General features: G+C 68.3%; 15 protein-coding genes. 11 read left to right on the top strand and 4 right to left on the bottom strand.

All coding sequences use genetic code 11. The features are described 5' to 3' along the window. Nucleotides 1-65: 65 nt before the first annotated feature. Nucleotides 66-1,694, bottom strand: coding sequence for an NYN domain-containing protein (locus AC3WMR_RS09720; protein ID WP_492262911.1), 1,629 nt, complete (start codon nucleotides 1,692-1,694; stop codon nucleotides 66-68). Nucleotides 1,695-1,826: 132 nt separating this feature from the next. Between AC3WMR_RS09720 and AC3WMR_RS09715 the strand changes: the two genes are divergently transcribed. The 9 genes from AC3WMR_RS09715 (at nucleotide 1,827) to AC3WMR_RS09675 (ending at nucleotide 9,348) form a co-directional block, all read left to right on the top strand. Further along, entirely contained in the window at nucleotides 1,827-2,417 is a 591-nt protein-coding gene (locus AC3WMR_RS09715; protein WP_492262910.1) for a GNAT family N-acetyltransferase, read from the top strand. Nucleotides 2,418-2,664: 247 nt separating this feature from the next. After that, entirely contained in the window at nucleotides 2,665-3,528 is an 864-nt protein-coding gene (locus tag AC3WMR_RS09710) for a motility protein A (RefSeq protein WP_492262909.1), read from the top strand. Then, nucleotides 3,525-4,508 (top strand): OmpA family protein, encoded by a 984-nt coding sequence (locus tag AC3WMR_RS09705; RefSeq protein WP_492262908.1) that lies wholly within the window; start codon nucleotides 3,525-3,527, stop codon nucleotides 4,506-4,508. Before AC3WMR_RS09710 ends, AC3WMR_RS09705 begins: the two co-directional genes overlap by 4 nt. 152 nt (nucleotides 4,509-4,660) lie before the next feature. Beyond that, the gene (locus AC3WMR_RS09700) at nucleotides 4,661-5,014 is read left to right on the top strand and encodes a YciI family protein (protein ID WP_492262907.1); all 354 of its coding nucleotides are present in this window, start codon (nucleotides 4,661-4,663) and stop codon (nucleotides 5,012-5,014) included. A 160-nt stretch (nucleotides 5,015-5,174) separates the two neighbouring features. Next, nucleotides 5,175-5,588 carry a YciI family protein gene (locus AC3WMR_RS09695; RefSeq protein WP_492262906.1) on the top strand — a complete coding sequence of 138 codons (414 nt, stop codon included), beginning with the start codon at nucleotides 5,175-5,177 and terminating at the stop codon, nucleotides 5,586-5,588. A gap of 33 nt (nucleotides 5,589-5,621) precedes the next feature. Continuing rightward, entirely contained in the window at nucleotides 5,622-6,029 is a 408-nt protein-coding gene (locus AC3WMR_RS09690) for a VOC family protein (RefSeq protein ID WP_492262905.1), read from the top strand. Then, the gene (locus AC3WMR_RS09685; RefSeq protein WP_492262904.1) at nucleotides 6,026-7,321 is read left to right on the top strand and encodes an RNA polymerase sigma factor; all 1,296 of its coding nucleotides are present in this window, start codon (nucleotides 6,026-6,028) and stop codon (nucleotides 7,319-7,321) included. The genes AC3WMR_RS09690 and AC3WMR_RS09685 overlap by 4 nt, the downstream gene beginning before the upstream one ends. Nucleotides 7,322-7,329: 8 nt before the next feature. Next, complete coding sequence (locus tag AC3WMR_RS09680) at nucleotides 7,330-8,208, top strand: AraC family transcriptional regulator (RefSeq protein ID WP_492262903.1); 879 nt, start codon at nucleotides 7,330-7,332, stop codon at nucleotides 8,206-8,208. Between the two features lie 180 nt (nucleotides 8,209-8,388). After that, complete coding sequence (locus tag AC3WMR_RS09675; protein ID WP_492262902.1) at nucleotides 8,389-9,348, top strand: DMT family transporter; 960 nt, start codon at nucleotides 8,389-8,391, stop codon at nucleotides 9,346-9,348. A 9-nt stretch (nucleotides 9,349-9,357) separates the two neighbouring features. On the opposite strand, the gene AC3WMR_RS09670 is transcribed toward AC3WMR_RS09675, so the two are convergent. Further along, on the bottom strand, nucleotides 9,358-10,029 hold the full coding sequence (locus AC3WMR_RS09670; RefSeq protein ID WP_492262901.1) for an HAD family hydrolase: 672 nt from the start codon (nucleotides 10,027-10,029) through the stop codon (nucleotides 9,358-9,360). Between the two features lie 148 nt (nucleotides 10,030-10,177). Beyond that, the gene (locus AC3WMR_RS09665) at nucleotides 10,178-11,386 is read right to left on the bottom strand and encodes an MFS transporter (protein ID WP_492262900.1); all 1,209 of its coding nucleotides are present in this window, start codon (nucleotides 11,384-11,386) and stop codon (nucleotides 10,178-10,180) included. Between the two features lie 108 nt (nucleotides 11,387-11,494). On the opposite strand from AC3WMR_RS09665, the gene AC3WMR_RS09660 reads away from it, so the two are divergent. Next, nucleotides 11,495-12,397, top strand: a complete 903-nt coding sequence (locus AC3WMR_RS09660) for a LysR family transcriptional regulator (protein ID WP_492262899.1) — start codon at nucleotides 11,495-11,497, stop codon at nucleotides 12,395-12,397. Nucleotides 12,398-12,419: 22 nt separating this feature from the next. On the opposite strand, the gene AC3WMR_RS09655 is transcribed toward AC3WMR_RS09660, so the two are convergent. Further along, nucleotides 12,420-12,848, bottom strand: a complete 429-nt coding sequence (locus AC3WMR_RS09655; protein WP_025138317.1) for a GNAT family N-acetyltransferase — start codon at nucleotides 12,846-12,848, stop codon at nucleotides 12,420-12,422. 488 nt (nucleotides 12,849-13,336) lie between these two features. On the opposite strand from AC3WMR_RS09655, the gene AC3WMR_RS09650 reads away from it, so the two are divergent. Continuing rightward, a complete protein-coding gene (locus tag AC3WMR_RS09650) occupies nucleotides 13,337-14,146 on the top strand; it encodes a nucleotidyltransferase domain-containing protein (RefSeq protein ID WP_492262898.1) in 810 nt (269 codons plus the stop codon). Nucleotides 14,147-14,154 lie beyond the last annotated feature (8 nt).

Here is a 14,154-nt window from a genome sequence, read left to right as displayed (position 1 = left end):
CCGAGGCCTGGCGCACGCGCCAGGCCTCGTTGCCTGCGATGACCGCCGGATCAATGACCGCCGGATTATTCGGCGTCCGCCGCCTTGCGCGGGCGACGAGCGCGCGTGGCCGTCTTGCGGGCCGGCTTGGGCGTGGGTTCGGCGACGGGTTCCGGCGCAGACGCCTGCGCCTGCTTTGACGCCCCTGCGGACGTGCGACGGCCGGACTTCGCGGCGCGCGCTGGCTTGCGGCCGGTGGCCGGGGCGGATTCTGCCGCGACCGGCTCACTGCCGGCCGGCGTCAACGCAGGCTCGCTTGCCTGACGGGACGGTGCGGCCTGCGCAGCGGCGGGTTCCGCGACAGGCGCGGTCCCTGCCGAGACTTGCGCCGTCGCGACGGTGGATGCGGCCGAATCCGCACCGGACGTCGCCGCGTTCCGACCGCTTTTAGCCGCCGCACGGCCGCCGCGCGACCCGCGCCGGCTCTTGTTGTCGGCCTGCGGCGCCGCGTCCGGCGACGACGACTGTTCCACGAAGGGTGATTCACTGCTTGCAGGCGCGGAGAACGGCCCTGCCGGCATCGATTGCGCCGCATCCACTTCGAACGCCTGCGACGGCGCAGCGGCAGGTTCTACGCCCCATAACGGCAACGCCACGGGTTCCTCGCCCTCGCGGCCCGGTTCATGACGGCCCGGGGCGCGGCCCGAACCCCCACGACCACCGCGGCCACCCGACGCGTCCGGATGCTTGCGGCCGCCGCGTGCATTGCGGGCCGGCTTGGCATCGGCCTCGTCAGCGGCAGAAACCTCTGCCTGAGCATCTTGCCCCGACGTCGACGCCAAGGCGCGCACGCCGGGCTTGCCACCCGTGCGCGCCTGGCCGCCGCCCGCGTTGTCGCGATACACGTAGGTGCCCGATTTTTCTTCGCGGCCCACTTCCAGGAAACCGCGCGACTGGGCTTCGTCCAGCAGATTGCCGAAGGCGCGAAAGCCGTAGTAGGACTCGTTGAAATCCGGCCGGCGGCGCTTGAGCGCGTCTTTCAGGGCGGACGCCCAGACCTTGCCGCTGTCGCCGCGCTCGGCCATCAGGGCCTCGAAAGTCTCGACCACCATGTCCACCGCCTGCGTCTTGCGGGCTTCCAGCTCTTCCTTGCGGCGCCGCTCTTCGTCCGGCGAACGGCGCTGGGTGGGGTTGGCCGCGCCGCGATTGTCGCGGCGGGCGTCGGCGGCGCGCTGGCCTTCGCGGGCCAGGTCGTCATAGAAAATGAATTCGTCGCAGTTGGCGATCAACAGGTCCGAGGTGGATTGCTTGACGCCCACCCCGATCACCTTCTTGTTGTTCTCGCGCAGCTTGGACACCAGGGGCGAGAAGTCGGAATCGCCGCTGATGATGACGAAGGTGTTGACGTGCGACTTGGTGTAGCAGAAGTCCAGTGCGTCCACGACCAGCCGGATGTCGGCCGAATTCTTGCCCGATTGGCGCACGTGGGGGATTTCGATGAGCTCGAAATTGGCCTCGTGCATGGGCGCCTTGAATTCCTTGTAGCGTTCCCAGTCGCAATAGGCCTTCTTGACCACGATGCTGCCCTTGAGCAGCAGGCGCTCGAGCACCGGGCGGATATCGAACTTCTGGTACTTCGTGTCGCGCACGCCAAGCGCCACGTTCTCGAAGTCGCAAAAAAGCGCCATGCTGACGTTTTCGTTGGCTGCATTCATGTTTTTCTCCGTTGCTGCGGCAACCCGGGCCCCTGCTTGCACCTCTCCAGGACCCACGGCGTTCGGCCGCGATATGTCGTCCATGATATACATATCCGCTCACCTACCCCGGACCCCGACTCCCTTGCCGCCATGCCCGACGCCGCCGCGCTGCCCACGCTTGCCACCGAACGCCTGATCCTGCCGCCGCTTGGGCTGGACGACGCACCGGCCATCCAGCGCATCTTTGCGCAATGGGAAGTGGTGCGCTACCTGGCGGACCAGGTGCCCTGGCCCTACCCGGCGGACGGCGCGCGCACCTATGTAGAGCAGGTGGCGCTGCCGGCGATGCGGCGCGGCGTGCAGTGGCATTGGTCGCTGCGCACGCGCGCCGAACCCGATCGCCTGATCGGCCTCATCAGCCTGATGCAGGACGACCCCGGCAACAACCGCGGCTTCTGGCTGGACCCGGACTTTCGCGGCCACGGTTACATGACCGAGGCCTGCGAAGTGGTCACCGGCTATTGGTTCGACGTGCTGGAACAATCGGTGCTGCGGGCGCCCAAGGCCATCGCCAACGAGGGCTCGCGCAACCTGTCGCGGCGCACCGGCATGCGCCTGGTCGCCACGGAAGAACGCGGCTTTGTCTCGGGCCGCATGCAGGCCGAAGTGTGGGAAATCACCCGTGACGAATGGCGGGCGCGCCAGCATCGGGCCGCCCCCTCGGCCGGGCCGGCGGCGTGACGGCGGCCGATCCCTCTTTCATCCGCCCTTAATCCGCCCCTATTTTTCTTCCGTGACGCGCCCTGGCGCGTCACCCTGGTTTTCTTGCGCAACGCGCCCCGGCGCGCACCCTGACAGGCGGTTTAAGCCGGCGCTTACCGCCCCTTTCGCCCCGTTTTCCTCCCGATTGGCCGGCCCGGTCCGTGGCTAGAATTTGCCACCATCCGGCATTCCGTGAACGGAGTGCCCTCGCTATCGGGCAAGATCCATGAATCCGTCTACCGTCATCGGCGCCGTCGTCGGCCTGCTTACCCTGGTTATCGTCGTGGCGCTGGCCGCCACCGACCCGGGCCTGTATTTCAACCTGCCGGGCCTGGCCATCGTGCTGGGCGGCACCTGCGCCGCGCTGTTCATCGCCTACCCGCTGTCCGAAGTGATGCGGGTGTTCAAGCTGGTGGGGACGGTGTTTCGCAACGACCAGCACGACCAGCAGCGCGACATCGAAGAACTGGTGTCGATGGCGCAGCTGTGGATGAACACGGACGTGCACAAGGTCGAACAGGAACTGAAAAAGGTCACCAACCCGTTCCTGCGCACCGGCGTGCAGCTCATCATCGACAACACCCCGGAAGACCAGATCATCGAACTGCTGCAGTGGCGCGTGTCGCGGCTGCGGGCCCGTGAAATGGCCGAGGCGCAGATGTTCCGCGTGATGGCCACGTTTGCCCCCGCCTTCGGCATGCTGGGCACGCTGATCGGCCTGATCAACCTGATGGCCGTGCTGGGCGACGGCAGCATGACGATGATCGGCCAGCAGCTGGCCATCGGCCTGATGACGACTTTCTACGGTATCTTGCTGGCCAACCTGGTCTGCAAGCCCATCGCCGTGAAACTGGAACGCCGTACCGCGCGCCGCGTGGAATCCATGAACATGGTGCTGCAGGGCATTGCCATGATGTGCGAGAAGCGCGGCCCGGCCGTGGTGCGCGAAACGCTCAATTCGTTCGTGATGCACGTCGAAGACGAAATCTACGACGGCGGCGCGCAGGCCCAGCGCGCCAAGACCGAAGGCCAGGTGGCCCCGGCCGCCAAGCCCGTCTCCATTACCCGCCCCGCCCCCGCGCGCCAATGAGCCTGATTTCCCCTTCCCTGGCGCAGCGGATCGAGCAGGCCCGCCAGGCCCAGATGCGCGCGCAGAAGGCGGCCGCCAACAGCGGCTGGCGCCCGACCAAGAGCGACCGCAAGGACCGCTACGCCCGCTGGCACGTCGAGGAAACGGTCGAGCAGGACGCCGAGAACTGGCTGCTGAGCTACCTGGACCTGATCACGCTGCTGCTGGCCATGCTGGTGGTGCTGCTGGCGGTGTCGCGGCTGCACGGCGGCTTTTACGAAGCCGGCGACAAGCAGGTGGACCTGGTCGGCACGCTGGCAACCAAGGGCTTGCCGACCTATGACGGCGAGTATTCCGAATTCGATGCGGTCGCCATTCCGGCCAGCTGGGCCGAACCGCCCGCGCCGGTTGCCGCGGCCGCCGCGGAAAGCGCCGAACCGCCGGCCGACGGCGTGGTGGTCGCCGACGCCGCCAAGCCGCTGAAGGCGCCGTCCAAGGAGTCGCTGGGCCTGGGCGACCTGGGCAAGTCGGTCGACGTCATCATCAATGAGCAATCGGTGAGCTTTCGGATCAGCAACGAACTGCTGTTCCCGTCGGGCCAGGCCACGCTCAGCCCGGCCGGGCTGGACGTGATCAAGCGCCTGGCCGTGATCCTGAACAAGAACGCCTACCAGGTATCGGTGGAAGGCCACAGCGACCCCGTGCCGATCCAGACGCGCCAGTTCGCCTCGAACTGGGAACTGTCCAGCAGCCGCGCCACCAGCGTACTGCGTGAACTGGTGCGCGACGGCGTGGCCGGCAGCCGCCTGCGGGCGGTGGGCTATGCCGAGACGCGACCGATCGAGTCGAACGACACGCCGGCGGGCCGGGCGGCCAATCGGCGGGTGGAATTGATCATGGACATCACGGCGCCGGCCAAGCCCGCCCAGGGCGAGGCCAAGGCGAGCGATGGCAAGGCCGAGAACAAGACCGCGGCGGCTGCCAAGCCTGGCGATTCCTGATCCTGGCGCTTCGGCCTTGTCTACAGCAACCGGCTTCGGCCGGTTTTATTTCGCCTGTGCAAACGCTTGCTCGGCCTGCCGCAAACCGCTGTACTCTGGCGGCCTGCCCCCTTCGAAAACGCGCCCCGCGCGCCGTCCACCAGGAAGAAACCATGCCGTACATGCTGTTGATAGTCGAACCGACGGGCCAACGCGCCGAGCGCACGCCGGAAGCAGGCCGCGAGGCCTACGCGCAGATGCTGCGCTATGCCGAAGGCCTGCAGTCGCGCGGCCTGCTGAAAGCCGCCGAATCGCTGAAATCCGATGCCGACGGCGTGCGGCTGCAGGTACGGGGCGGCCAGCGCACGCTGGTCGACGGCCCGTTCGCCGAAGCCAAGGAAATGATCGGCGGCTTTTTCCTATTGACCACTGACAGCCGCGAAGAAGCCTTGAAGCTGGCGGCCGAGTGCCCGGCCGCCCAGTGGGCCACGGTCGAAGTGCGGGAACTTGGGCCCTGTTTCCTGTAATCGCCCGACCGGCCATCGGCAGACACTGGCCGGCAGCCGACCCATCGACTAGGTATTTACCCTGAATTCGTGATGCCGCTGTCGATTTGGCCCTGCGCCATGCGTCGTGCCGGTACAAGCCCCAAGACTGGGGCCTTGCCATCGACACCAGGAGACTGCAATGCGATTCATGATCATCGTGCGCGCCACGTCCGACAGCGAAGCCGGCCTGCTGCCGGACGCCAGCCTGCTCGCCGCCATGGGCGCCTACCACGAAGCCCTGGCCAAGGCCGGCGTGCTGCTGGATGCCAACGGCCTGCGGCCCTCGTCGGCGGGGTGGCGCATCCAGTACGACAGCAAGGGCCAACGCAAGGTCGTGGACGGCCCCTTTGCCGACACCAAGGAACTGGTGGCCGGCTACACCCTGATCCAGGTGCGCTCGCGCGAAGAAGCCCTGCAATGGACGCTGCGCTTTCCCGAACCGTTCCCCGACCAGCCCTGCGAAATCGAAGTGCGCCAGCTGTACGAACTGGATGACCTGGGCGCCGGCGAGGCCATCGAGCGCTTTCGCGCCCTGCCCGGCAACGGCCGGTGATTCACCGCTGATCCCCCCGACACGAGGCACGCCATGCATAAACAGATCTTCGTCAACCTGCCCATCAGCGACATGCAGAAGTCGCAGGCTTTCTTCAAGCGCCTGGGCTTCACCTTCAATCCGCAATTCACCAACGACCAGGGCGCCTGCATGGTCGTAGGCGACGGCATCTACGTGATGCTGCTGGTCAAGCCCTTCTTCCAGGGCTTTACCGGCAAGCCCATCGCGGATGCCACGCAAAGCACCGAAGTGCTGATCGCCCTGTCCTGCGAAAGCCGCGCCGAGGTCGACGACCTGGTCGCCCGCGCCAAGGCCGCGGGCGCCACCGTGCCGCGCCAGCCGCAAGACCATGGCTTCATGTACGGCCATGGTTTTGACGACCTGGACGGCCACATCTGGGAAGTGTTCCACATGGTGCCGGGCGAGACCCCGCCGGCATGATTGCGCCGAACGCCGCCGCCACGCACCGCGCCATCGAGGCCGTTTGGCGCATCGAGGCCGCCAGCGTCATTGCCGGCGTGGCGCGCCTGGTGCGCGACGTCGGGCTGGCCGAAGAACTGGCCCAGGACGCGCTGGTGGCCGCGCTGGAGCGCTGGCCGACCAGCGGCGTGCCGGACAACCCGGGAGCGTGGCTCATGACCACCGCCAAAAACCGCGCTCGCGACCGCCTGCGGCTGGACGCCATCCACCACCGCAAGCACGAGCAGATCGGGCACGAACTCGAAGCCTTGCAGGCCGACGTCGAGCCCGATTTCGTCGACGCGCTGGACGCGGCGCGCCAGGACGATATCGGCGACGACCTGCTGCGGCTGGTGTTCACGGCCTGCCACCCGGTGCTGTCCACCGAGGCGCGGGTGGCGTTGACGCTGCGCCTGTTGGGCGGGCTGTCCACCGCCGAGATCGCACGCGCCTTCCTGGCGTCGGAATCCACCATCGCCCAACGCATCGTTCGGGCCAAGCGCAGCCTGGCCGCGGCCGGCGTGCCGTTCGAGGTACCGGGTCCGCAGGACCGCGCGCCGCGCCTGGCCTCGGTGCTGGAAGTGATCTACCTGATCTTCAACGAAGGCTATGCCGCCACGTCGGGACAAGACTGGATGCGCCCGGCGCTGTGCGACGAAGCCCTGCGGCTGGGCCGCATCCTGGCCCAGCTGGCACCCCTGGAAAGCGAGGTGCACGGGCTGGTGGCGCTGATGGAATTGCAGGCCTCGCGGCTGCACGCCCGCAGCGACGTCCAGGGCCGCCCGGTGCTGCTGCTGGAACAGGACCGGGGCCGCTGGGACACGCTGCTGATCCGCCGCGGCCTGGCCGCGCTGGCGCGGGCCGAAGACCTGGGCGGCGCAGACGGGCCTTATGCATTGCAGGCCGGCCTGGCCGCCTGCCATGCGCGGGCGCGGCAGGCCGCCGACACCGACTGGGCGCGCATCGTGGGGCTGTACGACCGGCTGTTGCGCGCCCAGCCATCACCGGTGGTGGCACTGAATCGCGCCGTGGCCGTCGGCATGGCGTTCGGCCCTCAGGCCGGGCTGGACCTGGCCGATGCCCTGGCCCAGGACCCGACGCTGGCCAACTACCACTGGCTGCCCAGCGTGCGCGGCGACCTGCTGGCCAAGCTGGGCCGGCGCGCCGAGGCGGCCGTGGAATTCGAACGCGCGGCCGGCATGACCCAGAACGCCCGCGAACGCGAGATGCTGCTGGCGCGGCTGGCGGCCATGCAGGACGGCAATCATGTTTAAATTCCCGCATGGCTTCCCTGTTGCCTCCCCCTCGCGGCGTCGCCGCGCCCGCTGAACCGATCATCGCGGGCGTGCCGCAGGCGTTCGACCACCCCAACGACCGCGCCGAATTCCGCCGCCAGGCACATCGGCCCGGCGTCGAGCTGTACCGCGCCCACATCATCCGCCACGCCTTCGAGCCGCATACGCACGAGGCCTTTGGCCTGGGCGCGATCGAAACCGGCGTGGAACGCTTTCGCTACCGCGGCGCCGAGCACCTGGCCCCGTCCGGGTCGGTGGTGCTGATGAACCCCGACGAACTGCACACCGGCCAGGCCGAGACCGAAGGCGGCTGGCGCTACCGCATGGCCTACATCGACCCCGCCGTGGTCGCACGGGTGACCGGCGAAGCCGATTGGTGGTTCGACTGCGCGGTGGGCCACGATGCCAACAGCGCGCAACGCGTCACCGCCCTGCTCGACAAGTTGTGGCAGGCGCGTGAACCGCTGGCGTTCGACAGCGCCCTGTATGCCCTGCTGGCGGAATTTCGCCGCCACGCCCGCGTGCCCCGGCCCTTGCAGGCCACCGCCGCGCCGCGTTTCGCCCGCGTCATCGACTACCTGCGCGCCAATCTGTCGCGGCGCCTGACGCTGGAAGAACTGGCCGAGGTCGCCGGGCTGAGCCCCTTCCATTTCCTGCGCAGTTTCCAGGCGCAGCACCATGCCACGCCGCAGCAGATGCTGATGGCGCTGCGCCTGTTCGAGGCCAAGCGCCTGCTGGCCGCGGGCGAAACCCCGGCGCAGACGGCGCTGGCCGCCGGCCTGACCGACCAGGCCCACCTGACGCGTGCGTTCACCCGCCGCTATGGGGTGACGCCAGCGCGCTATCAGAAGCAAGTGCGGGCCTAGCCGGCCGACCCATTGCCTCTCCTGGCAGGCGATCTCATCCTGACGGGCCCCGTGGACATCTCGTTGGCATCCATCAGCCAACGGATTGCCAGGCGCGGCGGCGCAGCAATCTCGTACAAGATTGCCCCCGCCCGTATCGCTAGACTGCCTGTCTGTATTGAATCTGCGATGGGAGTGTCTATGTGGGCAGGATCGATGTACGCCCTGGCGGCCGGCCTGATGTGGGGGCTGGTGTTCGTCGGCCCGCTTTTGCTGCCTGAATACCCCGCCGCCCTGCAATCGGTGGCGCGCTACCTGGCGTTCGGCCTGATCGCGCTGCCGCTGGCCTGGCTGGACCGCAAGGCGCTGCGCCAGTTGACGCGCGCCGACTGGATCGAAGCGCTGAAGCTGGCGGCGATTGGCAACCTGCTCTATTACCTGTGCCTGGCCAGCGCCATTCAGCGCGCCGGCGGTCCGGTGCCCACGATGATCATCGGCACGCTGCCCGTGGTGATCGCCATCTGCGCCAACCTGCGCAATGCGCGCCGCGACGGCCGGCTGCCCTGGAAGCGGCTGGCGCCGTCGCTGGCGCTGATCGCGCTGGGTATCGGCTGCGTCAACCAGGTGGAATTGCAGGCGCTGCGCCAGGAAGCCGACGCGGATCTCTCGCGCTATGCCATCGGCGCCATGCTGGCGCTGGGCGCGGTGGCCTGCTGGACCTGGTATCCCTTGCGCAATGCCGACTGGCTGCGCGACCACCCCGGCCGCAGCCCGCGCACCTGGGCCACCGCCCAGGGCGTGGCGACGCTGCCGCTGGCGCTGGCCGGCTACGGCTTGCTATGGGGCGGCATGACCGCCACCGGCAGCGGTTTCGCCATGCCGCTGGGGCCGCGGCCCGAGGTGTTCCTGGGCTTGATGATCATCATCGGGTTGTTCTCGTCGTGGCTGGGCACGCTGTGCTGGAACGAAGCCAGCCAGCGCCTGCCCACCGCCCTGGCCGGGCAGTTGATCGTGTTCGAGACGCTGGCAGCGCTGGCCTACGCCTTCATCCTGCGCGGCAGCATGCCGCAGCCGCTGACGCTCGTGGGTATCGCGCTGCTGGTGATCGGGGTGCTGCGCGCGGTGCGGGTCAAGCCCGAGGCCGTGCCCGCGGCGGCGTGACGTACGAGATCAGATGATGTCCGTCAGCCGCTGCAAATCATCGATGACCTCGAACGCGCCTTCGTCCAGCAGGCGCTGGCGCTGGTCCGGCCCGTTGTGCGAGGCGCCGACGTAGCCCACCGCCCGCATGCGCGCGGCCCGGGCGGCGCGCACGCCGGGCACGCTGTCTTCGACCACCACACAATCCAGGATCGCGGCGCGCATCTGGCGCGCGGCGAACAGAAACACATCGGGTGCGGGTTTGCCGTGCGCCACCTGCGCCGTGCTGAAGACATGGGGCGCGAATTCCTCCCACAGGCCGACCAGCTTGAGCGCGGCTTCCAGCTTGGGCGGGGTGCTGCTGGAGGCCACGCAGTATTCGATGCCGCGCTCGCGCAGCGCGGCCAGGGTTTCGCGCACGCCGGGCAGCGCACGCAGTTCCTGGCGGAAGGTGTCTTGCAGGCGGTCGGCGTAGGCGCGCGGAAAGTCTTCGGGCAGCACGCGCGCGTTTTCGTCTTGCAGCGTCTGCCACATGTCGGCGTCGGGGATGCCCGCAAAACGCCGGGCGGCCTCTTGCGGCGTGATCGCAATGCCGTGTTCGGCCAGCGCGCGCGACTGGGCGCGTGCGGCGATGATTTCGCTATCGATCAGGACACCGTCGCAATCGAAGATGACCAGGCGCGGGACAGACGAGGAAGACATGGCGGCTCCAGGTAAGACGAGTTTGCATGATAGGCCTGACGCGTGACAGCTGCACGTGCGTGGGGCGCGACCGCCACCATGATTGCCCGGGCGTTATCGCCCCGCCGATATGCCCCCGCCCGTATTGCGCCAACGATACTGCCTGCGCCTACAGCCCGGCCCCGCCCAGCCGGCGCAATCGCCACGCGATGAATACGCCGCCCAGCGCCGCGGCCGCGACGATCAGCGAGGCCTGCGCCCAGCCATAGCGGTCGATCACCCCGCCCACCGTGACCGGGCCGATCACCTGGCCCAGGTTGCTGCCCATCATCACCAGCCCGACGGCCGAGGCCGTCAGCGCCGGCCGGGGCGCCACCAGCGGCGCGGTGCCCAGCAGCGTGGCCGGGATCAGCCCGCCCACCGCCGAAAACAGCACGCACAGGAGAAAGGTCGGCATCGCCGGAAACACCGACCGGAAGATCAGCAACGCCACCACGCCCATCGCCGCGCTGGCGCAGGCGATAAGGGTCGACCGCCGCCAGCCGCGCGACAGCAGCACGCCCGCCCCCAGGTTGCCGATGATGTTGGCGGCGCTGGCTGCCGCGCTGTACAGGCCGGCGGTGGCCAACGGCAGGCCCAGCTTGTCCATCAGCAACACCGGCAGGAAGGTGAACAACGCAAAGAACATCAGGCTGTAGAGCGTGAACGAGGCGGCCAGCAGCATCGGCCCGCCGGCGCCCAGGGTGTCGGTGGTGTCCTGGCGCAGGCCGGCCCACGACAGGCCTTTGCCGCCCGGCGTGGCCGGCGCCAGCGCGGCCACGCAGGCCAGCGCCACCAGCACCGCGGCCCCGGCGCACCACCAGTAGGCATGCCAGTCGCCAAACGCCTGCGAGGCCAGCATGGCCACGGCCATGCCGGTGGGCATGTAGCAGCTCCAGAGCGCAAAGGCCAGGTCGCGGCTGGAGGGCAGCACGATGCGCTGCAAAGCCGCCGGGCCAGCCACGGTGATCAGCAGGAAACCCAGGCCTTCGACCACGCGCGTGGCCAGCAAGGCGCCATAGCCCGGCGCCAGCGCGCCCGCCGCCGTGCCCAGCGCGGTGGCCAGCAGGCCGCACAACAGCATGCGGCGCGCGCCGAACCGCGCGATGATGCCGCCCGCCGCAATGCCGCCCAGCACGCCCAGGATCGAGAACACGGCCGTCAGCGTGCCGATGGACGCCAGGTCCAGCCCCAGGTCGCGGCGCAAGAGCGGCGCCGCGATGATCACCTTGCCCACCTGCAACGACGCCACGACGCCTGCGCCCACGATCGCCAGCACCGCGCCCCAGCGCGTGCCTGCCGGCTGGCCGGCCTGCGCCGTGCCTTCTGCCTTGTCCATCCTTGCCTCTCCTCGCTTGGCGAAGCCGCCAGCATGCCGGGTGGAACCGATTCTGATAAGTGATAATCTTTTGATGAAACCGATCTAAAAAACAGATCAAGCCGCCCGATGATAGACGCCCTGACCCTGGACCAGCTACGCGTGTTTGCCGCCGTCGCCGACACCGGCAGCTTTCGCGCCGCCGCGCGCCAGCTGGCGCGGGTGCAATCGGCCGTCAGCCACGCCATTGCCAACATGGAAGCGCAGTTGGGCGTGCGGCTGTTCGACCGCACCGGCCACCGCCCCGTCATGACGCCCGAAGGCCAGGCCTTGTTGGCGAATGCGCGCGACATCCTGCTGCGCGTGGATGCCATGCGGGCCCGCGCCCAGGGGCTGGGCGAAGGGGTCGAGCTGGAACTGTCGCTCGTGGTGGACACGCTGTATCCCATTGCCCAGGTGGGCGCGGCGCTGAACCGGCTGCGCGCGGTCTATCCGTCGGTGGCCACGCGCGTGGCCGTGCTGCCGCTGGGCGGGCCGATTGCCTCACTGCTGGCCGGCAGCCATCAGCTGGGCATCGTGGCGGGCGAGCATTTCCGCCATCCCCGCATTGCCTTGCAGGCGCTGTCGTCGGTGCAGATGGTGGCGGTGGTGGGCGCCGGCCATGCGCTGGCCGCGCACGTAGCCGATGGCAAGCCGCTGGCCGCGCCTGACCTGGCCGACCACGTGCAGGTGGTGCAGACCGATCCGTCCACGCTCAGCGACGGCCGCGACTTTGCCGTGCTGTCGCCGCAGACCTGCCGGGTCAGCGGGCAGGACACCAAGCATGCGTTGATCCTGGCCGGCGTGGGCTGGGGCCGGCTGCCGCTGTGGCTGGTGGAACGCGACCTGGCCGAAGGCCGCCTGCTGCGCCTGCCCACCGGCAGCCTGGGACGCGGCAGCCAGGTGGCGACCGAGGTCTACCTGGCGCACCGGATCGACCAGCCCTTGGGGCCGGCGGCACGCACCCTGGCCGCGGCGCTGGCGGCGGTTTGACCGCGCCGCGCCGCCAGGCCGTTCAGCGCTGGCAGCGCTTCATCAGGTACTTCGGCGATTCCTCGTAGCCCTGGCGGTAATAGAAGCGGTGCGCGTCCACGCGCCGCTCGTGGCAATGCACTTCGATGCGGTCGCAGCCGCGCCCTACCGCCAACGATGCCGCCGCCTCTTCCAGCGCCCGGCCCACGCCGCTACCGCGCGCCGAATCGCTGACGCAGAAATAGGTGATGCGGCAGAAGTCGCCCGGCAAGGCCAGTTGCACCATGAAGTGCAGGCCGATGAATCCCAGCAGCCTGCCGCCGTCCTCGGCCACCAGCAGTTCGGCGTCGCGATGGCCCAGCAGGCGTTCGATTTTCTCGGGCACGAACGCCTGCGTGCCGGGGTAGCCCAACTGGGCCAGCAGTTCCACGATGTCGGCGCTGTCGCCGACCTCTGCATTGCGGATGATCATGTCGCCTCGCCGAAAAGCGCGATGCTAGAGCGGCGTCATGTCGGCGCGATGACCGTGCCCGGCCCGCGACCGCCGGGCGCGGCCAGGGCTGTCATCGCGCCGCAACATGTCGAACAGCGCCTGGACGGTCTTTGGTGCAGCCGCCCGACACTTTCAGAGAAGAGATCGGCTAATCTGCCAATTCTCCAAAGCCACCTCCGAGATTCGCGGCGGCAACAATTCCGGTACCTACAAGGCCGCGTTCGGCTCGGATGCAGTTATGTGGACCACGCGAAGCGGGCCGTATACATTCAAGAACAACATCAGCAGAATCGATCTCAAGTTCGTTCGCCAGATGTACAGTGAGTCCACTCGCAGCACATACACTAACGAAGCCGTCTGCGAGATCCAGAAGCCTCCCCAGTCCACCAAGTTCTGAATCAAAGCGCTTGCAAGCGGCGTTGGCGGCAGAAGCAGCAGATCGCTGTCCGCAGTGATAGCATTTCCGAATGACTTCGATCCTGCACGCCCACCCCATCGATCCGGCCATCCGCGAACGCGTCATGGCCACCCTGGAACACATCGAACAGCGCCACGACGTACGCGTGCTGCTCGCCTGCGAATCCGGCAGCCGAGGCTGGGGCTTTGCCTCGCCCGACAGCGACTATGACGTGCGCTTTCTGTACGTGCACAAGCTGGACTGGTACTTGCGCGTGTCGCCGCAGCGCGACGTGATCGAGCTGCCCATCGACGACGAACTGGACGTCTCCGGCTGGGAACTGCGCAAGGCGCTGCAACTGCTGCGCGGGTCCAACCCTACGCTGTTCGAGTGGCTGGATTCGCCCGTGCTGTACCGCCAGGACGAGGCCACCAGCGATTGGCTGCGGCATTTTCGCAGCGAGTATTTTTCGCAGATGAAGGGCCGCTGGCACTATGTGGCCATGGCCGGGCGCAACTTTCGCGAGTCGCTGCAGGGCGACACCGTGCGCCTGAAGAAATATCTGTACGTGCTGCGCCCCGTGCTGGCCGCGCAATGGATCGACAGCGGCCGCGGCATCCCGCCGATGCGCTTTGCCGACCTGGCCGACGCCATGGTCACCGATGCCGCGCTGCGCGACGAGATCAACCAGTTGCTGACCATCAAGATGCAGGCCGGCGAAGCGGAACACGGTCCGCGCTTTCCGCTGATCCACGCCTACCTGGAAACCACGCTGCAGGCCCTGGAAAAAGCGCCCTTCTTCGACCGGCCCGATGGCCAGACCGAACGGCTGGACCGCTTCCTGTACGAGGTCGTCACCGGCGCGTCGCTGACGTACTGACGCCCTGC

The organism is Achromobacter sp. FW305-C-28 (assembly GCF_058783235.1).
The sequence above is the reverse complement of the archived record's forward strand: the minus strand, read 5'-3'. Positions and strand labels throughout refer to the sequence as shown.